20 protein-coding genes are annotated in these 22,566 nt (G+C 75.4%); 6 read left to right on the forward strand and 14 right to left on the reverse strand.

The annotated features are described in order from the left end of the window. Positions 1 to 17: 17 nt before the first annotated feature. From ACI780_RS19640 to ACI780_RS19655, 4 genes are read right to left on the reverse strand one after another with little or no spacing between them, the layout of a single operon-like run. Positions 18 to 1,757, reverse strand: coding sequence for an acetyl-CoA carboxylase biotin carboxylase subunit (locus tag ACI780_RS19640; RefSeq protein WP_457005099.1), 1,740 nt, complete (start codon positions 1,755 to 1,757; stop codon positions 18 to 20). Beyond that, the gene (accB, locus tag ACI780_RS19645; RefSeq protein WP_457005101.1) at positions 1,754 to 2,305 is read right to left on the reverse strand and encodes an acetyl-CoA carboxylase biotin carboxyl carrier protein; all 552 of its coding nucleotides are present in this window, start codon (positions 2,303 to 2,305) and stop codon (positions 1,754 to 1,756) included. The genes ACI780_RS19640 and accB overlap by 4 nt, the downstream gene beginning before the upstream one ends. Then, positions 2,292 to 4,049 carry an acetyl-CoA carboxylase carboxyl transferase subunit alpha gene (accA, locus tag ACI780_RS19650; protein ID WP_456871513.1) on the reverse strand — a complete coding sequence of 586 codons (1,758 nt, stop codon included), beginning with the start codon at positions 4,047 to 4,049 and terminating at the stop codon, positions 2,292 to 2,294. The genes accB and accA overlap by 14 nt, the downstream gene beginning before the upstream one ends. Next, the gene (locus ACI780_RS19655; RefSeq protein WP_456871512.1) at positions 4,046 to 4,369 is read right to left on the reverse strand and encodes a TcmI family type II polyketide cyclase; all 324 of its coding nucleotides are present in this window, start codon (positions 4,367 to 4,369) and stop codon (positions 4,046 to 4,048) included. The genes accA and ACI780_RS19655 overlap by 4 nt, the downstream gene beginning before the upstream one ends. Positions 4,370 to 4,807: 438 nt before the next feature. Between ACI780_RS19655 and ACI780_RS19660 the strand changes: the two genes are divergently transcribed. Further along, the gene (locus ACI780_RS19660; RefSeq protein WP_456871511.1) at positions 4,808 to 5,464 is read left to right on the forward strand and encodes a LuxR C-terminal-related transcriptional regulator; all 657 of its coding nucleotides are present in this window, start codon (positions 4,808 to 4,810) and stop codon (positions 5,462 to 5,464) included. A gap of 381 nt (positions 5,465 to 5,845) precedes the next feature. Beyond that, the gene (locus tag ACI780_RS19665) at positions 5,846 to 6,493 is read left to right on the forward strand and encodes a response regulator transcription factor (protein ID WP_457005104.1); all 648 of its coding nucleotides are present in this window, start codon (positions 5,846 to 5,848) and stop codon (positions 6,491 to 6,493) included. Between the two features lie 38 nt (positions 6,494 to 6,531). On the opposite strand, the gene ACI780_RS19670 is transcribed toward ACI780_RS19665, so the two are convergent. Further along, positions 6,532 to 7,422 carry an ABC transporter permease gene (locus tag ACI780_RS19670; protein ID WP_457005106.1) on the reverse strand — a complete coding sequence of 297 codons (891 nt, stop codon included), beginning with the start codon at positions 7,420 to 7,422 and terminating at the stop codon, positions 6,532 to 6,534. Further along, positions 7,419 to 8,444, reverse strand: a complete 1,026-nt coding sequence (locus ACI780_RS19675; protein WP_457005108.1) for an ATP-binding cassette domain-containing protein — start codon at positions 8,442 to 8,444, stop codon at positions 7,419 to 7,421. The genes ACI780_RS19670 and ACI780_RS19675 overlap by 4 nt, the downstream gene beginning before the upstream one ends. Positions 8,445 to 8,754: 310 nt before the next feature. Between ACI780_RS19675 and ACI780_RS19680 the strand changes: the two genes are divergently transcribed. After that, a complete protein-coding gene (locus tag ACI780_RS19680) occupies positions 8,755 to 10,110 on the forward strand; it encodes a right-handed parallel beta-helix repeat-containing protein (protein ID WP_456871507.1) in 1,356 nt (451 codons plus the stop codon). Positions 10,111 to 10,248: 138 nt separating this feature from the next. Here ACI780_RS19680 and ACI780_RS19685 read toward each other — a convergent pair whose 3' ends face one another. Genes ACI780_RS19685 through ACI780_RS19705 form a run of 5 tightly spaced genes read right to left on the reverse strand, consistent with a single transcriptional unit; the run spans position 10,249 to position 16,250 of the window. Beyond that, positions 10,249 to 10,932: an SRPBCC domain-containing protein gene (locus ACI780_RS19685; RefSeq protein WP_456871506.1), complete on the reverse strand. Its 684-nt coding sequence runs from the start codon at positions 10,930 to 10,932 to the stop codon at positions 10,249 to 10,251. Continuing rightward, complete coding sequence (gene cutA / locus ACI780_RS19690) at positions 10,929 to 13,352, reverse strand: aerobic carbon-monoxide dehydrogenase large subunit (RefSeq protein ID WP_457005110.1); 2,424 nt, start codon at positions 13,350 to 13,352, stop codon at positions 10,929 to 10,931. The genes ACI780_RS19685 and cutA overlap by 4 nt, the downstream gene beginning before the upstream one ends. Further along, positions 13,349 to 13,867 (reverse strand): (2Fe-2S)-binding protein, encoded by a 519-nt coding sequence (locus tag ACI780_RS19695; RefSeq protein ID WP_457005112.1) that lies wholly within the window; start codon positions 13,865 to 13,867, stop codon positions 13,349 to 13,351. Before ACI780_RS19695 ends, cutA begins: the two co-directional genes overlap by 4 nt. Beyond that, complete coding sequence (locus ACI780_RS19700) at positions 13,864 to 14,751, reverse strand: FAD binding domain-containing protein (protein ID WP_457005114.1); 888 nt, start codon at positions 14,749 to 14,751, stop codon at positions 13,864 to 13,866. Before ACI780_RS19700 ends, ACI780_RS19695 begins: the two co-directional genes overlap by 4 nt. Beyond that, a complete protein-coding gene (locus ACI780_RS19705) occupies positions 14,748 to 16,250 on the reverse strand; it encodes a uracil-xanthine permease family protein (protein ID WP_456871502.1) in 1,503 nt (500 codons plus the stop codon). The genes ACI780_RS19700 and ACI780_RS19705 overlap by 4 nt, the downstream gene beginning before the upstream one ends. A 181-nt stretch (positions 16,251 to 16,431) precedes the next feature. Here ACI780_RS19705 and ACI780_RS19710 point away from each other — a divergent pair, with 181 nt between their 5' ends. Then, complete coding sequence (locus tag ACI780_RS19710) at positions 16,432 to 17,931, forward strand: FdrA family protein (protein WP_457005117.1); 1,500 nt, start codon at positions 16,432 to 16,434, stop codon at positions 17,929 to 17,931. Continuing rightward, positions 17,928 to 19,343: a DUF1116 domain-containing protein gene (locus tag ACI780_RS19715; protein WP_457005119.1), complete on the forward strand. Its 1,416-nt coding sequence runs from the start codon at positions 17,928 to 17,930 to the stop codon at positions 19,341 to 19,343. Before ACI780_RS19710 ends, ACI780_RS19715 begins: the two co-directional genes overlap by 4 nt. Positions 19,344 to 19,438: 95 nt before the next feature. Here ACI780_RS19715 and ACI780_RS19720 read toward each other — a convergent pair whose 3' ends face one another. Further along, a complete protein-coding gene (locus tag ACI780_RS19720) occupies positions 19,439 to 20,113 on the reverse strand; it encodes a 3-oxoacid CoA-transferase subunit B (RefSeq protein WP_456871499.1) in 675 nt (224 codons plus the stop codon). Continuing rightward, entirely contained in the window at positions 20,110 to 20,778 is a 669-nt protein-coding gene (locus tag ACI780_RS19725; protein ID WP_456871498.1) for a 3-oxoacid CoA-transferase subunit A, read from the reverse strand. Before ACI780_RS19725 ends, ACI780_RS19720 begins: the two co-directional genes overlap by 4 nt. 74 nt (positions 20,779 to 20,852) lie before the next feature. Here ACI780_RS19725 and ACI780_RS19730 point away from each other — a divergent pair, with 74 nt between their 5' ends. Continuing rightward, positions 20,853 to 21,410, forward strand: coding sequence for an RNA 2'-phosphotransferase (locus ACI780_RS19730; RefSeq protein WP_456871497.1), 558 nt, complete (start codon positions 20,853 to 20,855; stop codon positions 21,408 to 21,410). On the opposite strand, the gene ACI780_RS19735 is transcribed toward ACI780_RS19730, so the two are convergent. Next, on the reverse strand, positions 21,407 to 22,480 hold the full coding sequence (locus ACI780_RS19735; RefSeq protein WP_457005121.1) for a PP2C family protein-serine/threonine phosphatase: 1,074 nt from the start codon (positions 22,478 to 22,480) through the stop codon (positions 21,407 to 21,409). The genes ACI780_RS19730 and ACI780_RS19735 overlap by 4 nt on opposite strands. Positions 22,481 to 22,566 lie beyond the last annotated feature (86 nt).

The following is a 22,566-nucleotide window of genomic DNA, read 5'->3' on the forward strand; positions in this document are numbered from 1 at the left end:
TCGGTGTCCTCTCGGGTCTAGGCGGGCTGGGCCTGGGCGGCGCGGACGGCCTCGACGATCTCGCCGAACGTGTAGCGGTCGGCGCTGTCGTCGGGCAGCTCGGTGCCGAAGCGGTCCTGCAGGGCGGTCTGCAGGGACAGGAAGGCCAGGGAGTCCAGCCCCACGTCGGCGAAGCGGGCGTCGGGGTCGGTGGTGTGCGACTCCTGCGGCAGGCCCGCCTTCTCGGTGAGCAGCTGCATGAGGTCGGTCTGGCTGAAGGCGGTCATGGCGGTGTCCTCCTCGGGACGGGGGTGCGGACGGGATGCCGGGACGGCGGGGTCGCCGTCCGGGACGAGGTGCAGCGGGCCGCGCAGGGCGGCCGGCAGGGCCGGCTCCGGGCACGCGGCGATGAGCTCGGCGCGGGCCACCAGGTCGGGCAGCCGGCGGTCGAGGAACTGGACGTCGTGCCGGTCGGCGCGCACGTCGGGGTCGCGCAGCATGGCGCGGTGCAGGGCGGTGGTGGTGTGCACGCCGGGTCCCTCGACGCGCAGCTCGGCCAGCGCCCGGTCCATCCGGCGCAACGCCTGCTCGCGGTCGGGGGCCCAGACGACGAGCTTGCCCAGCAGCGAGTCGTAGTGCGGGCTGACCTCGTCGCCCTGCCGGTAGCCGGTGTCGAAGCGCGTCCACGGGCCGTCGGGCACCCGCAGCACGTCGAGCCGGCCGGGCGCCGGGGCGAACCCGCGGGCGGGGTCCTCCGCGTTGATCCGGCACTCGATCGCCGCCCCGCGGACGACGACGTCCTCCTGCCGCAGCCGCAGCCGCTCGCCGCCGGCGACCAGCAGCTGCTCGCGGACCAGGTCGACGCCGGTGAGCAGCTCGGTGACCGGGTGCTCGACCTGGATGCGCGCGTTCATCTCCATGAAGTACGCGCGCCCGGCGTCGTCGACGAGGAACTCCACGGTGCCGGCGCCGGAGTAGCCGACCGACAGCGCGCCGCGGACGGCCATCTCGCCGAGCTCGGCCCGCTGCGCCGGGGACAGGTGCCCGGCCGGGCCCTCCTCCAGCAGCTTCTGGTGCCGCCGCTGCAGCGAGCAGTCCCGCTCGCCGAGGGAGACGCCCGAGCCGTGGGAGTCACAGAGGACCTGCACCTCCACGTGCCGGGCGCCGGACAGGTAGCGCTCGACGTAGACGGTGGGGTCGCGGAACACCGCGCGGGCCACCGTCTGGGTGGTGGTGAACGCCTCCGCGAAGTCCTCCGGCCCGCGGACGACGGTCATCCCGCGCCCGCCGCCGCCGGCCGCCGCCTTGATGATCACCGGGTAGCCGATGTCGGCGGCGAACCGCATCCCCTCCTCGGCGGTGCGGACCGGGTCGACCACACCGGGCAGCAGCGGCAGCCCGGCGGCGGCCATGAGCTTGCGCGCCGTCGCCTTGTTGCCCATCTGCTGCATGACCTCGGGCGGCGGGCCGACGAAGGTCAGCCCCTCCTTGTCGCAGATCTCGGCGAAGTCGGGGTCCTCGGAGAGGAAGCCGTAGCCGGGGTGGACGGCGTCGGCCCCGGTCCGCAGCGCCGCCTCGATGAGGTTGGGCACGTGCAGGTAGCTCGCCCGCGGCGCCGGCGGCCCGATGTGCACCGCCTCGTCGGCCATCTCCACCACGGCGGAGTCGCGGTCGGCCGTCGAGTGCACGGCGACGACCTCGATGCCGAGCTCCCGGCAGGCCCGGGCGACGCGGACGGCGATCTCACCGCGGTTGGCGATGAGCAGCCGGCCGATCACCGCGGCCCCCCGGGTGGCCGGAGCAGGAGCAGCACCTGGTCGTACTCGACCGACTCGGCGTCGCCCACCCGGACCTCGGTCACCACGCCCGCGGCGTCGGCCACGATCGGGTTCATCAGCTTCATCGCCTCGACGATCCCGAGCGTCTGACCGGCCTCCACCTCGTCGCCGACCCGCACGAACGGCTCGGCGCCGGGAGAGGGGGCGGTGTAGAAGGTGCCCACCAGCGGCGCCCGGACGGGGACGGTCCCCTCCGGGACCTCCGGCGCGGCGGCCGGCGGCTCCGGGGCCGCCGGGGTGGCGGCCACCGCCTGCAGCGCGCCGGACGCCGGGGCCGCGGCGGGTGCGGGGACGGCCGGGGCGACGACGACGTCGGCGGCCCACTCCACCTCCACCGACCGGTCGCCGCTGCGCACCGTCAGCCGGCGCAGCGGCCCGGGCAGCGCGCGGGCGAGGTCGACGATCTCCTCCTGCAGCGACCGCGTCGCGTCGTCGCGCTCCTCCGCGCCGCCCGCTCCGGGCCGCGGGGGCAGCTCAGCCGGCCGCACGGTCGTCCCCTCCCGTCGACACGGGCACGACGCGCAGTGGTCGGGCCTCGTCCCCGCCGATCCGCGACAGCCGCCGGGTGCGCAGCGCCAGCAGCGTGGCGACGTCGAGCCGGCACAGCTCGTCGAGGTCGGCGACCAGCGCCGCGCGGACCCGCCGGGCCGCGTCGAGGGGGTCGGCGTGCGCCCCGCCCGGCGGCTCGGTCACCACGGAGGTGGCGATGCCGCTGGCGCACAGGTGGGGCGCGCCCAGCCGCATGGCGCGGGCGGCGGTGGGGGCGGCCGACGCCGTCCGCCACAGGATCGCCGCGCAGCCCTCCGGGCTGATCACCGACAGGTAGGCGTTCTCCAGGACCAGCAGCCGGTCGGAGGTGCACAGCGCCAGGGCCCCGCCGCTGCCGCCCTCACCGGTCAGCACGGAGACCACCGGGACCCGCAGCCGGCTGCTGCGCATGATCGTCTCGGCGATGGCGTGCGACTGGCCGCGCTCCTCGGCCGCCGGGCCCGGGTGGGCGCCGGGGGTGTCGACGAGGGTGACCACCGGCAGGCCCGAGGCCTCGGCGTGCGCCATCAGCCGCATCGCCTTGCGGTAGCCCTCGGGGTGCGGCATGCCGAAGTTGCGGGCCACGCGCTCGCGGACCGAGTGGCCCTTCTCGTGGCCGATGACCACCACCGGGCGCCCGTCGAGCGAGGCGACGCCGCCGACGATCGCGGGGTCGTCGGCGAAGGCGCGGTCCCCGTGCAGCTCGACGAAGTCGTCGAAGGCGGTGTGCAGGTAGTCCAACGTCGTCGGCCGGCCGGCGACCCGGGCCCGCTGGACGACGTCCCAGGCGTCGGCGTCGCGGACGGTCCCGGGGTCGGCGGTCACCGGCTCGGCGACGACCTCGGTGCGGGCGGCGGCGGTGCCGGAGCGGGGGAGGACCGGGCGGCCGTGCAGGTCGAGCAGACGGGCGAGCAGCGGGCGCAGCTCCGCCCGGCTCTCCACCCGGTCGACCAGCCCGTGCGCCAGCAGGAACTCCGACGTCTGGAAGTCGCTGGGCAGCTCGGCGCGGATGGTCTCCTGCACGACCCGGGGGCCGGCGAACCCCACGTGGGCGCCGCGCTCGCCGACCAGGACGGCGGCCAGCGTGGCGAAGGAGGCCGACACCCCGCCGTAGGTGGGGTCGGTGAGCACGCACACCGACAGCAGCCCCGACTCGCGCAGCTGCGCGAACGCCTGGCTGACCCGCGCCATCTGGAACAGCGAGAAGACGCCCTCCTGCATGCGCGCGCCGCCACTGGCGCAGACGACGACCAGGGGGAGCCGGCGCTCGACGGCGAGGTCGGCGGCGGCGCTGACGCGGCGCCCCACCTCGATGCCCATGCTGCCGCCGAGGAAGCCGAAGTCCATCGCGGCGAGGACGACCTCGGTGCCGCCGATGCGGGCGGTGCCGGCGACGACCGCCTCCGACTCACCCGAGCGGGCCGCGGCCTCGATCAGCCGGTCGTGGTAGTCCCGCAGGTCGCTGAAGGACAGCGGGTCCGGCGGTCCCGGCGGGCAGGTCTGCTCGTCGAAGGTGCCCGGGTCGGCGAGCAGCCGGATGCGGGCGCGCGCGCCCAGCCGCAGGTGGTGGTCGCACTCGGGGCAGACCGACAGGTTGCGCTCGAGGCGCTTGCGGTAGAGCAGCCAGCCGCAGCTCGGGCAGCTGACCCAGTCGGCCGAGCCGGCCGCCGCCGTCGGGCGGCGGGCCGGGGTCGTCGCGGTCACCGCTCGGCCGACCACTCGTAGAAGCGGCGGGCCATGGCGTCCTGGGGCGAGCGCCAGCCGGGGTCGTAGGCGGTGATGTAGGGCCGCAGCTCCTCGCTCACCGAGCGGAAGGACGGCAGCGCCTGCGCCACGCGCATGGCCTCACCCGGCGGGCGGTCGAACTGGATGAGGTGGACGTAGAGCTCGTGGAAGGTGAACAGGGACCGGTGGGTCACACCGATCTCCTGCGGCATCGACGTCGCGTCGGAGCGGGCGAAGACGTCGGCGACGCGGTCGGCGTCACCCGGGTTCATCCTCGCGATGATCATGGTCTGGTGCACGGGCACTCCAGCGTCGCTGCGGGGCCGGCCGGGAGCCGGCGGGCCAGGGACGGATGACCGGGGACGCTAGGGCCGTCGGACCTCCCCGGGACACCGGCCAGGGGTCGGATCCTGCGAGGGCTCCCGGGGGTGGAGGGGCTGGTCAACCGGGGGTGGACACCGGGTGGGGGGGTCCGCACCCCCCGGCTCTGCGCCCGCAGGGGGAACTGCCCCGTCTCCGGGATCGGGGGACCACGACTCGGGTATGAACCGGTCCCCCGTTTGAGCACCGTGGGGTCACGGACGGTGGCGGACGGTCGCGTCCCGTCTCTAGGGTCCGTCTCAGGTATGGGGGCGCCGGGCGCCGGACCTGAGCGGAGCAGACGCATGGGCGGCGAGTTGGAGGGACGAGTCCCTCCGCCGAGAGATGCCCAGAACGGGGGCGTCCCGCCGGCCAGGGTGCTGATCTGCGACGACCACGAGGTCCTGCGGACCGGTCTGCGGGCGGTGCTGCGCTGGGCGCCGGACCTGGTCGTGGTCGCCGAGGCCGGTGACGCCGACGCCGCCCTGACGCTGGCCGCCGAGCTGCGGCCGGAGATCACGCTGGTGGGGCTGGGGACCCAGGGCCCCGGGATCCCCGAGCTCGTCCGGGCGCTGACCGCCACGGGCACCCGGGTCGTGCTGCTGGGCGAGGCCGGCAGCGGCGGCGACATGGTCGAAGCGCTGCGTGCCGGCGCCCGCGGCTACGTGCACACCACGGTGAGCTCCGAGCGCCTGGTCGACGGCGTGCGGGCGGTGCTGCGGGGCGAGACCCTGCTCGACGCCACCGTCACCGGTGAGCTGCTGCACCACCTCGACGGCGGGCGGCCGGGCGGGGAGTCCGCGGACCGCAACCCGCTCACCGCGCGTCAGCAGGCGGTGTCCGAACTGGTGGCCGAGGGGCTGACCAACGCGGAGATCGCCGCCCGGCTGCAGGTGAGCCGGGCCACCGTCAAGGGCCACATCACCGTGGCGCTGCGGAGGCTGGGCCTGCGCGACCGCACGCAGCTCGCCATCCACGTCAACCGCGCGACCCGGCCCGGTGACGGCCGCCAGGTTGGTCCCGCCAACGGGTGATCTCCGTGTGGGAAGAGTCACTCTCCGTACTGGCCGACCGACGGGCACGGAGTGTCACCGAACTTCCTGGCAGGAGCCTGGACGCGGGCTGTGGCTCCCGTGCACAGTTCCAGCCTGCACAGACTGATTGCGCGCTACGGTTCGCCCCCGTTCGTGAGACGGACGGGTACCGCTCGCGGCTGGAGAAACCGGCCTCCACCCCGTCACCGACCGGACAGGGGGAACAGGATGAACTCCGACGACGTCCCGAGCAGGGTGGCGCCGCGGCTGCACCGTCCGCACGGCCCGGGCACGACCGCGCCCGGGCACGTGGGTCCCCCGCGTGCCCGGCCGGCGCCGCGGCCGGTCCGCCCTCTGCTCGCCCGTCCGCCGTCGAGCCTCGTGCGCATCCTGCTGTGCGAGGACCAGGAGGTCTTCCGCCTGGGCCTGCGCGTGGTCCTCGAGGCCGAGCCGGACATGGCCGTCGTCGCCGAGACCGAGCACCTGCCCGGGGCGCTCAGCGCCGCCGCCGACGTGCCGGTGCAGGTCGTCGTCGCCCGGCAGGGCCTGGTCGAGGGCGCCACGCTGCCGCTGCTGCGCGACCTCTGCCACCGCGGGACGTCGGTGCTGGTGCTCGCCGAGCGCCGGGAGGACCCCGGCGCCGAGCTGGTCGAGGTGCTGCGGGCCGGCGTCCGCGGCTACCTGCCCCGGCGCTCCTGCGCCGCCCGGCTGGTCGAGGCCGTGCGAGCCCTCTCCCGCCACGAGCCGGCCATCGACTCCTCGGCCACCAGCGAGCTCGTCCGCTACCTCGCCGACCCCGCGGCGCCGGCCCAGGTCCCCGAGCGCGTCCTCGACCGGCTCACCGACCGGCAGCGCGACGTCGCCGAGCTGGTGGCGCAGGGGCTGAGCAACGAGGAGATCGCGCGCCGGCTGTTCCTGAGCCTGGCCACGGTCAAGAGCCACCTCACCGCCTCGATGCGGCGGCTCGGGGTCCGCAGCCGCACCCAGCTGGCCATCCTGGTCAACCGGGACCGCTCACCGGCCTTCTGAGGGAGGACCCCCCTGCCCGGGAGGTCGGTTCCCGTCCGTCACGAGAGGTCGCGGCGGGTGAGCAGCAGCGCGGTCAGCGCGACCGCCGCGGCGAGGAAGGCGCCCAGCACCCACGCCGCCTGGCCGCCGCCGACCACCGCCACCACACCGGGTGTGCGGACCGGGGTGGCCGACCCGGCCAGCGCCGCCACCAGCGACCCTGCGTTCACCCCCGGCAGCGCCTGCTGCGCGGTCTCGAAGAACCCCAGCAGCGGTGCGGCGACGTTCACGACCAGGCTCTCGACGGCGAGCACCCACACCAGCCCCAGGCCGATCGCCAGCGCGGTGCCGCGCAGCGCCGTCCCGAGCAGCACGCCGAGCGCGCCCCAGGTGGTGGCCACCAGCAGGCCGCCGCCGAAGCCGCGGGCGATCTCGGCCGCACCGGGCCAGTCGGCCGGTGCCGACTCCGCGCCGGCGATCAGCGCGCTGACCCCGGCGGTGAGCGCCAGGCTGACCGCGACCGTGCCGGCGAGCACGGTGACCAGGGCGAGCAGCTGCCCGGCGAGCACGGTGGTCCGCCGCGGCCCCTGGGCGAGCAGCGTCTTGAGCGTCCCCCAGCCGTACTCGCTGCCGGCGAGCAGCGCCCCGAGGGTCAGCAGCAGCGCGCCGCCGAACAGCGGCAGCCCCGACAGCGCGTTGCCGACCAGCCGGTCGGGCAGCGTGCTGGCCAGCAGGGCCTCCGGCGGACTGCCCTCGTAGGAGGACCCGCGCGAGTAGCTGACGTAGGGGATGACCAGGCTGAACACCAGCTGCAGCGCCGGCCACAGCCCCAGCAGCACCCAGGTGGCCGGCCGGCGGGCGAGCTTGAGCAGCTCGGCGCCGACGATGGCCGGCAGCGACCCCGAGGTCCGCCGAGCCGGCAGCGCCAGCGGTGCGGCGGCGGCGCTCACCGGGTCCCCCGGCGCAGCCGCCGCGGGCGCGGTGCGGGCTCCGGTGGCCTCGCCCCGTCGACGTCGGTGAGCTGCAGGAAGACCTCCTCCAGCGTGCGCGCCTCCTGGCGCAGCCCGGTGACGTCGACGCCGGCGGTGACCAGCGCGCGGTTGACCGCCGCGGTCTCCTCCGGCGCGGCCTGCAGGTGCAGCGCGCCGTCGACCACCGAGACCCGGTCGGGCCCCAGCAGCCGCCCGGCGACGGCGACGGCGGTGTCCAGCGGCCGGGCGTCGACGACCAGCCGGCCCAGCCCGCGCAGCTCCTCGACGCTGCTCTCGACCAGCAACCGCCCCGAGGCCACCACCGCGACCCGGTCGCAGATCTGCTCGACCTCGCCGAGCAGGTGGCTGGAGAGCACCACCGTGCGGCCCTCGGCGACCAGCCGGCGCAGCAGCGTGCGGACCTCGGTGATGCCCGCGGGGTCCAGGCCGTTGGTGGGCTCGTCGAGCACGACGAGCGCGGGGTCCTTGAGCAGCGCGGCGGCGATCCCCAGCCGCTGCTTCATGCCGAGCGAGTAGGTGCCGAAGCGGTCGCCGGCGCGGTCGGTGAGGGCGACCGTGTCGAGCACCGCGGCCACCCGGTCGGCCCCCACGCCGGCGTAGCGGGCCAGCACGCGCAGGTTGTCCCGGCCGGAGAGGTAGGGGTAGAGCCCCGGCCCCTCGACCAGCGCCCCGACCTGCGCGACCGACGCGCCGGCCGGGCGCCCCAGCACGGTCGCCGACCCGCTGGTCGGGCGCACCAGACCGAGCAGCATGCGCAGCGTCGTCGTCTTGCCCGCCCCGTTGGGGCCGAGGAACCCGAACACCTCCCCGCGGCGCACCCGTAGCGACAGCGCGTCGACGACGGTCCGCGAGCCGTAGCGCTTCGTCAGCCGGTCGGTGGTGACGACCGGGTCGTCGTCGTGCGGGCGGGTGCCCGGCGCCCGGGCGGTCGTCGAGCCCGGCGCAGGCCGCGGCCCGGCGGTCCCCGTGGCGGTGTGCATGGCCGGAGACTGCCCGGGGCGGTGCCGCGGTGTCGAGCCGCCACGAGTGTCCGCTGCACTTCCGACCCGGGTCGCGGGACCTAGGACCCACCGGTGCACCCCGTGGCGGAACCGGCGCCGATCCGGCGGTCGCACGACACCCCTCCCCAGGCGGACCTACTACCTGAGGCGCGCACAGGTTCATACCCCTGACCCGTTGGACGGCGCCGGGTCCCCAGGGAGTGTGTGCCGCGTTGCCAGGCACTTCACAGGTTCCGAGCCGGCGCTCTCGGCCGCTCCGGGACTTCCTCAGACGCCAGGAAGGCCACTGATGGAACGAACGACGAACACGACCGGAACGAGGTTCCGCGGCCGGGCGGTGCGCACGCTCGCGGTGGCCGGCGCCGGCGCGATGGTGCTCGGCGCCCTCCCCGGGGTCGCCTCGGCGCACGGTGGCGGCGGGCGGATGTGGGACGTCCGGGAGGGCGAGTCCATCCAGGCCGCCGTCGACCAGGCGCGCTCGGGCGACACCATCCGGATCGCCCCGGGCACCTACACCGAGGCCGTCTGCATCGACGGCAAGGGCCTGACCATCCGGGGCGCCGGGCGCGACCAGACGATCATCCAGGCGCCGGACGACAGCTACGACCTCGAGCCGGGCCAGGCGTGCTGGGAGGCGCAGAACGAGGCCGACGGCGAGGACGACGACGCCACGCTGCGCGACAACCTCTCCGGGCTGTTCTTCCTGGACCCGGACTCCCGCGTGGTGGTGAAGGACCTGCAGACGCAGAACCACCCGGCCAACGGCATCTCCGCCTGGGGCGCGGACGGGTTCACCGTCACCGGCACCAAGGGCCTCGGCCACGACCGGTACGGCATCTTCGCGGGCAACTCGCACAACATCCACATCGTCGGGAACGTCGAGGAGGGCATCGACCGGGCCGGCCCGGGCGAGGCGCCGAACTCCGGCACCGCGGGCATCTCGATCGGCGACTCCGCGGACTCGCGGGCGCTGGTCGCCGGCAACCGGGTCCGCAACTACAACCTCGGTGTCTTCCTGCGGGAGGCCAGCGGCGGCCGGGTCGACGGCAACCACGTCAGCGGCAACTGCATCGGGATCCTCACCTTCGACGACGCCACGACGGAGACCCCCGGCGCCCCGGACAACGTCGAGGCCGGCGACTGGAAGATCAACGGCAACGTGTCGCAGGCCAACAACCGGTGGTGCCTGCAGGGACGCGCCGGTGACCAGCGCATCTCCGGTGTCGGCATGGCCGTGGTGAACGCCGCGAACGTGCGGCTGACGGCCAACGTCATCAAGGACCACAACCCGACGATCCCGCCGGCCCAGTTCATCCCGCCGCCGCCGGCGCCGGGAGCGCCGCCGCCGCCCCCGCTGACCTTCCCGCCCGGTGGGCTGGTCCTGCTCAGCTTCGCGCAGCCGCCGGGTTCCGACCCGAACCCGGACGACGACATCCCCGGTCTGGTGACCGACGTCAAGGTCGTCGCGAACTGGTTCGGTGACAACCGCGGGTTCGTCCCGCCGACGTTCCAGCCCGGTCAGATGGACATCTTCGTCGGGCAGGCGTCCCCGACCAACCCGTTCATCGTCGACCCCGGTCCGGGTCTGGAGTTCCGGGCCAACCGCTGCGACGCCAGCTTCCCGGCTGACATCTGCGGCGGCTGACACCACCCGCCCGAGGGCGGTCCCGGCACCCGCCGGGGCCGCCCTCGGCGCGTCCGCGCACCCGGGGACGCAGCGAGGCCCCCCGACCGTGGTCGGGGGGCCTCGTCACGGGTTCGTCACGGGTTCGTCACGGGGTGGTCAGCGGCGGCGGCCCAGCAGCCAGCCGACGAGGACGCCGAGCAGCGTGAGCCCGGCGCCACCGAGCGCGCCGGCCGCGAGGGTCCGCACGTCCGACGACGGCGCGGGCGCGGGGGCCTTCGTCCCGCGGAACACCTGCGGCTCGGGCGCGGCCGGCGTCCCCGCCGGGACCGCGGGCGCAGCGTCGGTCGCGCTGACCGCCGTCGAGGTGGCGCGGGCCGCCGCCGGTGCGGTCCCCACCGGTGCACCGGAGGTCAGCTCCCGGTCGATCGCGGCGAAGAACTGGCCGGCCATCCGCTTCGCGACGCCGGTCATCATCCGCTGCCCGACCCCGGCCACCGGCCCGCCCACGACGGCGTCGGCCGAGTAGGTGAGCGTCGTCCCCTCGTCGGTGGGCTCGAGGTCGATCCGCACCGTCGCGCGCACGTTGCCCGGCGCGCCGGCGCCGGACGCGTGCATCACGTAGGACGAGGGCCGCTGCTGGTCGCTCAGCCGCACCTCCCCGGCGTAGGTCCCGCGGATCGCGCCGACCCCCACCGAGACGTCCATCCGGTACTCGTCCTCGCCGGTCCGCTCCAGCGACTCGCAGCCGGGGATGGTCCGCGCCAGGACGGCGGGGTCGGTGATGACCGTCCAGACCTCCTCGGGCGAGCCGTGCAGCACCGCCGAGCCGTCGAGGTTCACGCAGGCACTCCCGTCTGGGGCGACGTCTGCCGGGAGGCAGCCGTGCGCTCCGCCGTCTCGTCTCTCATCAGGTCGTACAGCTCGGTGGGGGAGATCGGCATCGAGGTGATCCGCCGGCCCACCGCGTCTTCGATCGCCGAGGCGATCGCCGCCGTCCCGGGGATGACGCCAGCCTCGCCGGCGCCCTTGATCCCGAGCGGGTTCAGCGGCGAGGGCGTCTCCTGGTGGTCGATCGCGATGTCGGGCACCTCGGAGGCGTAGGGCATGAGGAAGTCCATGAACGACGCGTTCTGCAGCTGCCCGTCGCCGTCGTAGGCCATCCGCTCGTACAGCGCCCCGCCCACCCCCTGGGCGACGCCGCCCTGCACCTGGCCCTCGACGATCATCGGGTTGACCACGTTGCCGCAGTCGTGCACGACGGCGTAGCGGACGACGTCGATCTCCCACGTCCGCGGGTCGATCTCCACGACGGCCGCGTGCGCGCCCGAGGCGAACGTGGAGCGGATGGGGGAGTAGTAGTCGCGGTGCTCGAGGCCGGGGGCGTCCCCGGGGGCGACCGGCGGCTTGCTGTCGTCGTGGGTGACGAACTGCGTCGCCTGCTTGGCGGCCTCGTCGAAGGCGTAGCGCAGCGGGTTGGACAGCACCGCCACGGTGCGCAGCGGGATCGAGGCCCCCGGCGTGCCCTTGACCTGCACCTGGCCCTCGTCGATCTCGAGGTCGCCGGGGTCGGCCTCCAGGACGTCGGCGGCGATCCGGAGGGCCTTCTCGCGGACCCCGCGGGCGGCCAGCGCGACGGCGTTGCCGCTCATCACCGCGGCGCGGGAGGCGAAGGTGCCGACGGCGTAGCCGAAGCGGCGGGTGTCGCCGGTGTGCACCTCGACGTCGTCGATGGGCACGCCGAGCTCGGAGGCGACGATCTGGGCGAAGACCGTCTCGTGCCCCTGGCCCTGCGAGGTCAGACCGGTGGAGACCAGCACCTTGCCGCTGCCGAGCACCTGCACGTGCCCGCCCTCGTAGGGCCCGGGCCCGGTGCCCTCGACGTAGAGCGCCATGCCGATCCCGAGCAGCCTGCCGCGGGCCTGCGCGTCGGCCCGCAGCGCCGCGGCCTCGTCCCAGCCGACCAGCGCGACGAGCTTGTCGAGCAGGCCGGGGTAGTCCCCGGAGTCGTAGATGACCGGCCGGCCGTCCTGGAAGGTCAGGCGGTGGTCGTAGGGGAACTGGTCAGGGGTGATGAGGTTGCGGCGGCGCACCTCGGCGCGGTCGAGGCCGAGGGCGTCGGCGATGCGGTCCATCGTCCGTTCCATCGCGTAGCAGCCCTGCGGCCGCCCGGCCCCGCGGTAGGGCGTGACGATGACGGTGTTGGTGTAGACGCTCTCGACGACGACCCGGTAGACGGGGATCGCGTACGGCCCGACCAGCTGGGTGGCCGTGATGATCGGCACGATGATCCCGTAGGGCGTGTAGGCGCCGTTGTCGTGCCAGACGTGCACGTCGAGCGCGGTGATCCGGCCGTCGTCGTCGAAGCCGACGGTGATCTCCTGCCGCTGCTGGCGCTCGTGCGCGCTGGAGATGAAGTGCTCGCGCCGGTCCTCGGCCCACTTCACCTCGCGGCCGAGCCGGATGGCCGCCATCGGCACCAGCAGCTCCTCGGGCCACGGGTGCACGATCTTGACGCCGAAGCCGCCGCCGACGTCGGGCGCGATCACCTCGACGCGGTCCAGCGACAGCTCGAGCTTGGCCGCGATCGCGGCGCGGACCGACGTCGAGGCCTGGGTGCTGGAGTGCACGCGCAGGCTGCCGTCGTCGGCGTCCCAGCGGGCGTGCACGCCCTTGCCCTCCAGCGGCATGCAGGCGCTGCGCTCGATGTACTGGGTGAACGACAGCGTGTGCGGTGCGGCGGCCAGCGCCGGCTCGACGTCGCCGGTCTCCTGGTGGTGCCGGGCGGCGACGTTGTCCGGGACGTCGTCGTGGACGGCCGCGCGGGCCTCCCGGGCGGCGTCGACCCCGACGACGACCGGCAGCTCCTCGTAGGCGACCACGATCCGGTCGGCGGCGTCCTCGGCGACGTAGCGGTCGGTGGCCACGACCATGACGACGGGCTCGCCGACGTGGTGCACGACGCCGTTGGCCAGGGCGTACCCGGTGCGCGGCGCGTGCAGCTGCGGGTGCGGGATGAGCACCGGCATCGGCTCGGCCATCGGGCCGGTGAGGTCCTCGTAGGTGTAGATGGCGACCAGGCCCTCGACGTCCAGCGCCGCCTCGACGTCGACGTCGGTGACGCGGGCGTGCGCGTGCGGGCTGCGCACGAAGGCGGCGGCCAGCGCGCCGGCGCCGAGGTCGTCGAGGTAGCGGCCCCTGCCGGTGATCAGGCGGGCGTCCTCGCGCCGCCGCACCGGCTCGCCGAACAGCTTGGTGGTCACTGCCCGTCCCTCATCGTCGCGGCGGCGTGCCGGACGGCCTTCTTGATGTTGGCGTAGCCGGTGCACCGGCAGAGGTTGCCGCCGACGAGCTCGTCGACCTCCTCCTCGGTGATCTCCGCCGCGGTGTCGCGGGCCTCGAGCCCGGCGGCGATGGTGACCAGGAACCCCGGCGTGCAGAACCCGCACTGCAGGGCGTGGCACTCGCGGAAGGCCTCCTGCACCGGGTGGAGCACCTGCCCGCCCTGCTCGTCCTCGCGGGCCAGCCCCTCGACGGTGGTCACCTCCGCGCCGTCGACCTGGACGGCGAGCACCAGGCAGGAGCGCACCGGCGCGCCGTCGACGAGCACCGTGCACGACCCGCACACGCCGTGCGCGCAGCCGACGTGGGTGCCGGTCAGCCGCAGGTCCTCCCGCAGCAGGTCCGACAGCACCCGGCGCACGGGCACGGTGGCCTCGCGCAGGACGCCGTTGACGGTGACGTTGACGGTCCGCTCGCTGTCGACGGACGTGGTCATGCGGCGGTCCTCTCCCGTGCCTCGGCTGCTGCCTCCGCCAGTGTCCGCTCGGTCAGCACGCCGACGAGCAGCCGCCGGTAGTCGGCGCTGGCGTGGATGTCGCCGTCGGGGTCGACCAGCGTGCGGGCCAGCGCCCCGGCGGCGGCCCAGTCGGCGCCGTCGACCGGCTTGCCGGCCACGGCCTCGGTGAGGTCGTGCACCTCGGGCACCAGCCCCACCGAGAGGTAGGACGCCCGGACGGCGGCGACCCGGCGGTCCTCGTCGAGGGTGACGACGACGCCGGCGCCGCAGACGGCGTAGTCGCCCCTGCGCCGGGAGATCTCGGCGAAGGCGGTCCCGGAGCGGTCGGGGAGCGCGGGGAAGAACGCGTCGACGACGACCGCCGGGCCGGCGATCGAGGTCTCCAGCGGGCCGACGAAGAGGTCCTGCCAGCCCACGGTCGAGCGGCCCCCCGGCGTGGCCACGGTGACCGAGCCTCCGGTGAGCGCCAGCACGGCGGTCATCTCCCCCGAGGGGTCGGCGTGCGCGATCGAGCCGACCGTCGTCCCGCGGTTGCGGATGGCGGGGTGGGCGACGTTCGCCGTCGCCCGGGCCAGCAGCGGCTGGACCCGGGCGGCGGCGGTCGCGTCGGGGCTGTCGCGGAGGAGGCCGTTGTGCCGGACCAGGGCTCCCACCCGCACGCCGTCCCCGGTGGCCTCGACGGCGTCGAGGCCGGGCACCCGGTTGATGTCCACCAGCGTGGCCGGCGCCGCGAGCCGCATCGCCAGGAGCGGGAGCAGGGACTGCCCGCCGGCGAGCACCTTGGCGCCGGGTTCGGCGGCGAGGACGTCGAGTGCCTCCTCGAGGGACCGGGGGTCGGCGTAGCGGAAGGGAGCCGGTTTCACCTGTCGAGCGTCCCCTTACGGGTGTCGATGCCGGGCCGGCCGACCTCGTCGACCGACGACGGGTCGGGGCTGTACTCGGGGTCGTACCCGTGCCGCCCGGTGTGGGAGCGGTCGTGCGCGCCGGTGTGACCCAGCGCGGGGCCGGTGCCGCCGAGGTACTCGCGCTCGGCCACGAGGGCGGCGCGCATCTCCGCCGGCGCCAGCGCGCGGGCGACGTGCCAGCCGAGGACCGCCACGATCGTGCCCAGCGCGATGCCACCGAGGGAGAAGTTGTCGGTGATCTGCATGGTCACGTTGCCGATGGCGATGATGATGCCCGCGGCCAGCGGCACCAGGTTGATCGGGTTGGCGAAGTCGACGCGGTTCTCCTTCCAGATCTTCGCGCCGAGCAGGCCGATCATCCCGTACAGCACCACGGTGATCCCGCCGAGGACGCCGCCCGGGATGATGTTGATGAGCGCGCCGAACTTCGGGCACAGGCCCAGCAGGATCGCCACGATCGCGGCCACGTAGTAGGCCGCCGTCGAGTAGACGCGGGTGGCGGCCATGACGCCGATGTTCTCGGCGTAGGTGGTGGTGGGCGAGCCGCCCACCGAGCTGGCCACGACGGTGGCGACGCCGTCGGCGACGATCGCCCGGCCCATGTAGGGGTCGAGGTCGCGCTTGGTCATCTCCGCGACCGCCTTGACGTGGCCGGCGTTCTCCGCGACCAGCGCGATGACGGCGGGCAGCACCAGCAGGCTGAAGTTCAGCGAGAAGCTGGGCGCGGTGAGGTCCGGCAGGCCGATCCAGTCGGCCTGGCCGACGGTGTCGAAGTCGATCCGGTCGCGGGTGACCACCGCGCCGGTGCCGTCGGGCGAGGTGATCTGGCCGGCGGTCGCGTCGAGCAGGATCGACAGCAGGTAGCCGAAGACCAGGCCGAGCAGGATGGAGATGCGGGCCCAGAAGCCGCGCAGCAGCAGCGAGGCGACGATGACGAAGGTCATCGTGGCCAGCGCCACCCACTGGTCCTGGGGCCAGTAGATGCCGGCCACCACCGGGGCCAGGTTGAAGCCGATGAGGAGCACGACCGCGCCGGTCACCGCCGGCGGCAGGATCGCGTGCAGGAAGCGGACGCCGGCGAAGTGGATGAGCACGCCGATGAGGGCCAGCACGACGCCGGAGACCAGGATCGCGCCGACGACGTCCCCGGAGTCACCGCCCTGCGCCCGGACGGCGACGACGCCGCCGACGAACGAGGCGCTGGTGCCCAGGTAGCTCGGCACCTTGTTGTTGACGATGAGCAGGAAGATGATCGTCGCGATCCCGCTCATCATGATCGCCAGGTTGGGGTCGAGCCCCATGACGATCGGGAAGACGAACGTCGCCCCGAACATCGCGACCACGTGCTGCGCGCCGATGCCGACGGTGCGCGGCCACGACAGCCGCTCGTCGGGGGCGACGGCCTCGCCCAGCGGCGGCGTCTTCCCGTCGCCGTACAGCTTCCACCCGAACGCCATGGGGACCTCCTCGACGTGCCCAACCGACGCAGCCGGGAGGTGCACCACCCCCGGGAGGCCGTCACAGTGTCACGCGTCTCACAGGCGCGGAAGTACCTCAGCGCTAAAACTCCGGTGTGCAACAAGATCGTTGCACTGCGGGTATCTCACCGGTGAGGGATCGCCCGGTACGGTCGGCGAGGTGAGCGCACCAGGCCCCGGAGAGGGCGTCTCGCACGTCTCCCTGCGCAGCGGCGTCTACGCCGACTCGGTCCGGTTGATGCAGGTCAGCCGTGACGTCGGCGCGCGCGACGGCGTCACCGCCGTCCTGGTGGCCATGGCCACGCCGCTCAACGTCGAGCTCGCCGAGGGGATGGGGCTCGCGCCCGAGGGCGCGGCCTCGCCCGACCAGCTGCTCATCGCCGTCCGCGCGGTCGACGACGACGCCCTGGCCGCCGCGGTGACCGCCGTCGACGCCGCCCTGTCCGAGCGCGAGCGCTCCCGGGCGACGGCCGACGCGCAGCCGGCCCGCACGATCGGCGCCGGTCTCGACGACCTCGCCCCCGACGCCGCCGCCCTGGCGATCGTCAGCGTCCCCGGGCAGTACGCGGCGCTCGAGGCCGCCGACGCGATCGCCGCGGGCCGCAGCGTGCTGGTCTTCTCCGACGGCGTCCCGGTGGAGCAGGAGGTCGCGCTCAAGCGCGCCGCGCACGAGGCCGGCGTCCTGGTCATGGGGCCCGACTGCGGCACCGCGATCGTCTCCGGCGTCGCCCTCGGCTTCGCCAACGTCGTCCGCCCCGGCCCGGTCGGCGTGGTCGCCGCCTCGGGCACCGGCGCGCAGCAGGTGTCCTGCCTGCTCGACGCGGCCGGCGTCGGCGTCTCGCACGTCATCGGCGTCGGCGGGCGCGACCTGTCCGAGGCGGTCGGCGGACTGGCCACCCTCGACGCCCTCGCCGCGCTCGACGCCGACCCCGCCACCGAGCGGGTGCTCGTCGTCTCCAAGCCCCCGGCCCCGTCGGTGGCCGAGGCCGTGGCGCGGGCCGCCGACGGGCTGGCCACGCCGGTGCGGTCGGCGGCGCTGAGCCGGCGGACGCCCGACCTCACCGCCGCCGTCGAGGCGCTGCTGGCCGACATGGGCCGGGAGGTCCCGCGGTGGCCGTCGCGCCCGGGGCCGGACGACGCTGCGCTCCCCGGCGCGGTCCTCAAGGGCTTCTACTCCGGCGGCACGCTCGCCGACGAGGCGATGCTGCTGGCCGCGCCCGTGCTCGGCGACGTCCGCTCCAACACCCCGCTGCGGCCGGAGCTCGACCTCGGGACGGACCTGTCGGCCGCCGGTCACGTGGTCGTCGACTTCGGCGACGACGCGCTCACCGTCGGCCGGGCGCACCCGATGATCGACCCCACGCTGCGGCTGGAGGCGATCGCGCGGCTGGCCGCCTCGGGTGAGCCGGCGGTGCTGCTGCTCGACGTCGTCCTCGGGTACGGCGCCGACGCCGACCCGGCGGCGAGCCTCGCCCCGGCCCTCGCCGCCGCCCGCGAGCGGGCGCAGCTGCCGGTGGTCGTCGCGCTGGTCGGCACCGAGGCCGACCCGCAGGGCTGGAGCCGGCAGGCCGACGCCCTCGCCGCGGCCGGTGCCGCCGTCTTCGCCTCCAACGCCGCGGCCACGCGGCACGCCCTCGACCTGCTGGGAGACGCGCGATGAGCCTGGGTGGCCTGCTCGACGGCCCGCCGGCGGTGGTGGCCGCCGGTGTCGACGTCTTCTCCGGCGCGCTGCGCGCGCAGGGGACGGCGGTGACCGACGTCGACTGGCGGCCGCCGGCGATCGGCGACCCCGCCGACCTCGCCGCGCTGGCGCTGGACCCCCGCCGCGCCGCGGCCAACCGGACGGCGGTCGAGCGGGTGCTGGCGGCCGGGGCGGTGCTGACCGACGTGCGGCCCGCCGGCGAGGTGCTCGGCCTCGAGGGTCGCGTGCTGCTGCACTCCGGTCCCCCGCTGACCTGGGAGGCGGCGTCGGGCCCGATGCGCGGGGCGCTCCTCGGCGCCTGCCTGTTCGAGGGCTGGGCGGCCACGGTGGAGGAGGCCGAGGCGCTGCTGGCCTCCGGCGGGGTGACCCTCGACCCCTGCCACCACCACTCCGCGGTGGGCCCGATGGCCGGCGTGACGTCGCCGTCGATGTGGGCCTGGTGCCTGGAGGACCCGGTCAACGGCGGCCGCGCCTACTGCAACCTCAACGAGGGCCTGGGCAAGGTGCTGCGGATGGGCGCCTTCGGCGAGGAGGTGCTCACCCGGCTGGCCTGGATGCGCGACGTCCTCGGCCCGCTGCTGGCGCGGGCGGTGCGGTCGATGGCCGAGCCGCTCGACGTCAAGGCCGTGCTCGCGCAGATGCTGCAGATGGGCGACGAGGGGCACAACCGCAACCGCGCCGGCTCGCTGATGACCCTGCGCGAGCTGTCGCCGGCCCTGGTGGCGCTCGACGCGCCGTCCGACGACGTCGCCGCGGCGCTGCGCTTCATCGGCGGCAACGAGCACTTCTTCCTCAACCTCGGCATGCCGGCGGCGAAGCTGGCCATGGACGCCGCCCGCGACGTCCCGGGGTCGACGATGGTCACGGTGATGGCCCGCAACGGCACGGAGTTCGGCGTGCAGACGGCGGGCACCGGCGACCGCTGGTTCACCGGCCCGGCGCAGACCCCGGTGGGCCTGTTCCTCGGCGACTACGGCCCCGAGGACGCCAACCCCGACATCGGCGACTCCGCGATCATGGAGACCTACGGCGTCGGCGGGTTCTCGATGGCCGCGGCGCCGGCGATCGTGCGGTTCGTCGGCGGCACCGTCCCCGACGCGCTGGCCACCACCGAGCGGATGTACCAGCTCACCCTCGCCGAGAACCCGGCCATGGCGATCCCGATCCTGGGCTTCCGCGGCGCCCCGACCGGCATCGACGTCCTCGCCGTGGCCCGCACCGGCTGGCTGCCGCAGATCAACACCGGCATGGCCGGGCGGGTGGCCGGCACCGGCCAGGTCGGCGCGGGGCTGGTGCAGCCGCCGCGGGAGTGCTTCGAGCAGGCGCTGACCGCCCTCGCGCAGGAGGCGCGCCCCGCGACGGCGGCCTGAGCCCCGGCTGCTGCCGCGAGATCGGCGGTCTCGTGGCCATCACCGCCCGATCGCCACGAGACCGCCGATCTCGTCCGCCGGAGTGCGACTCGAGCTCACCCGGGGACGAGCACGGCGACGTCGTCGGCGAAGGACAGCCGGGCCGCGGTGGCGCCCTGCAGGTCGTCGCGGGTGAGCCCGGCGACCATCTCGCGCACGAGGAACCCCTCGCCGGTGACGTCGAGGACGGCGAGGTCGGTGTAGACGCGGTCGACCACGCCGGCGGCGGTCAGCGGGTAGGTGCAGCGCGGCAGGAGCTTGGGCTCGCCGTGCTTGGTGGTGTGCGTCGTCATCACCAGCACCCGCCGGGCGCCGACGGCGAGGTCCATCGCGCCGCCGACCGCCGGCGGGTGGGCGACGTCGTCGGTGGCCCAGTTGGCCAGGTCCCCGGTCTCCGACACCTGGAAGGCGCCCAGGACGGTGAGGTCGAGGTGGCCGCCGCGCATCATGAGGAAGGCGTCGGTGTGGTGGAAGAACGCCCCGCCCGGCAGCAGCGTCACCGGCTGCTTGCCGGCGTTGACCAGCTCGGGGTCCTCCTCGCCGGGCACCGGAGCCGGGCCCATGCCGAGGATTCCGTTCTCCGAGTGGAAGACGACCTCCTGGTCGCTGCCCAGGCAGTCGGCGACCAGCGTGGGCAGGCCGATGCCGAGGTTGACGTAGGCGCCGTCGGGGACGTCGCGGGCGACCCGGCGGGCGACGGCGCGCACGGGCAGGCGCAGGTCGGGCCTCACGCCGGGCCCACCCGGACGACGCGGTCGACGAAGATCCCCGGCGTCACGATCGTCTCCGGGTCGAGCGCGCCCAGCGCCACGAACTCGTCGACCTCGACGACGGACAGCGTGGCGGCCGCGACCATGGTCGGGCCGAAGTTGCGCGCCGCGGTGCGGTAGACCAGGTTGCCCCAGCGGTCGGCCCGCGCCGCCTTCACCAGCGCGACGTCGCCGCGCAGCGGCTCCTCGAACACGTGCCGGCGGCCGTCGATCACCCGCACCTCCTTGCCCTCGGCGAGCCGGGTGTCGGCGCCGGTCGGGGTGAAGAAGCCCCCGAGCCCGGCGGCCGCGGCGCGCATCCGCTCGCTGAGCGTCCCCTGCGGCACCAGTTCCAGCTCCACCTCCCCGGCCCGCCAGCGCTCCTCGAACCAGACCGACCCGGCCGACCGCGGGTAGGAGCAGACGATCTTCCGCACCCGCCGCTCGCGGAGCAGCGCGGCGACGTCGGTCTCGCCGGAGCCGGCGTTGTTGGTGACCACGGTCAGGTCGGTGGTGCCCCGGTCGAGGAGCGCGTGCACCAGCTGCACCGGCACCCCCGACGCGCCGAAGCCGCCGACGAGCACGGTGGCGCCGTCCTCGATGCCCTCGACGGCGTCGGCCACCGTCGCGACCCGCTTGTCGATCACCCGTGCCTCCGCTCCGGTCGGGTGCCGACGCTAACCCGGTGGCGGTGCGCGGGGCCGACCCGCAGGCTGCCCGCGTGGGCAGGGGCACCGGGCCCGACGACGTCGTCCGGGTCAGCAAGCGGTTGTCGTACGTGCTGCGGCACCGGCCCGACAGCGTGGGACTCACCCTCGACGACGCCGGCTGGGTCGACGTCGACGCGCTCCTCGCCGCCCTGGCCGCGCACGGGCTGCCGCTGACCCGCGAGGACCTCGACCGGGTCGTGGCGGCGAACGACAAGCGCCGCTTCGCCGTCGACGGCACCGGCACGCGGATCCGGGCGAGCCAGGGGCACAGCGTGCCGGTCGCGCTGGGGTACGCCGCCGAGCAGCCGCCGGCCGTCCTCTTCCACGGCACGCCGGTGCGCTCCCTGCCCGCGGTCCTCGCCGAGGGGCTGCGCCCGGGCCGGCGGCACGCGGTGCACCTGAGCGCCGACGAGGCCACCGCCCGGGCGGTGGGGGAGCGCCGCGGCCGGGCCGCCGTCCTGCGGGTCGACGCCGCCGCGCTGGCCGCGGCCGGCGCCGTGTTCACCCGCTCGGCCAACGGCGTCTGGCTGGTCGACGCCGTCCCGCCGGGGTACCTGACCGTCCTCTAGCCGGGGACCCGCACGGCGAGCAGGGCGACGTCGTCGTGGCGGGCGACGCGGGCCACGGTGGCCAGCAGCCGGTCGCAGAGCTCCTCGAGGGGGTCGTGCGCGCACCGGCCGAGCTCCTCGACCAGCCAGGCGGTGCCCTCGTCCAGGGTGCCGTGCCGTCGCTCGACGAGTCCGTCGGTGTACAGCAGCAGCGTGTCGCCCGGGCGCAGGAGGAGCTCGGCGTCGGTCCGGGCGGTGTCCGGCGCCACGCCCAGCAGCGGCTCGGGGGTGCGGGCGAGCAGCCGCACCGCCCCGTCCGCGCCGACGAGCACCGGCGGCGGGTGGCCGGCGTTGGACCACCGCAGCCCGGCGCCCTCGCCGGTGGGGGTGACCACGGCGACCACGACGGTGGCCAGCGCGGGCGCCGCCGGGTGGGCCATCACGCGGTCCAGCGCCTCGAGGACCCCGGCCGGGGACGAGGCGTCCACGGCCACCGCGCGCAGCATCCCGCGGACCTCGGCCATGGCGGCCGCCGCCCGGGGGTCGTGGCCGGCGACGTCCCCGATCACCAGCACCGTGCCGCCGTCGGCCGCGGGGAGGGCGTCGTACCAGTCCCCGCCGACCCGGGTCTCGCGCACGGCTGGCAGGTAGCGCACCGCGGACTCCAGGGACGGGACCACCGGCGGGGGTCCGAGCAGGTGACGCTGCAGGTTCTCCGCGAGCTCCAGGGACGCCCGGGCCGACGCCGCCTCGGCGCTGACCCGGGCCAGCTCGGCCTCGCGCCGCAGCCGCACCTGGCAGATCCCGAGGGCCACCACGGCCACGACGGCGATCGCCACCAGCCGGACGACCTGGACCGGGAGGGCGGGCCCCGTGTACTGCTCGTCGTAGACCCCCAGCAGGGCCGCGGTGAGCAGGGTCAGCACGCCGTAGACGACGGTGGCGCGACGCCCGGTGAGGGCGGCGGCCACGAGCGGCGCCACCGCGACCAGGCCGATGAGCACCTCCTCGCGCCCGGCGACCACGTCGAGGACGGCCAGCGAGGCCAGCACGCCGGCGGGCGGCAGGTGCGACCGGACACGCCTGCCCACACCCGCCCCCCGTCCCGCGGGTTCACCGACCGCCGCGTCCGGCCGCCAACGTAGACGAGCCCCGGTGCGGCGCGGACCGGTCCGCG

This window comes from Geodermatophilus sp. SYSU D00814 (assembly GCF_054050055.1).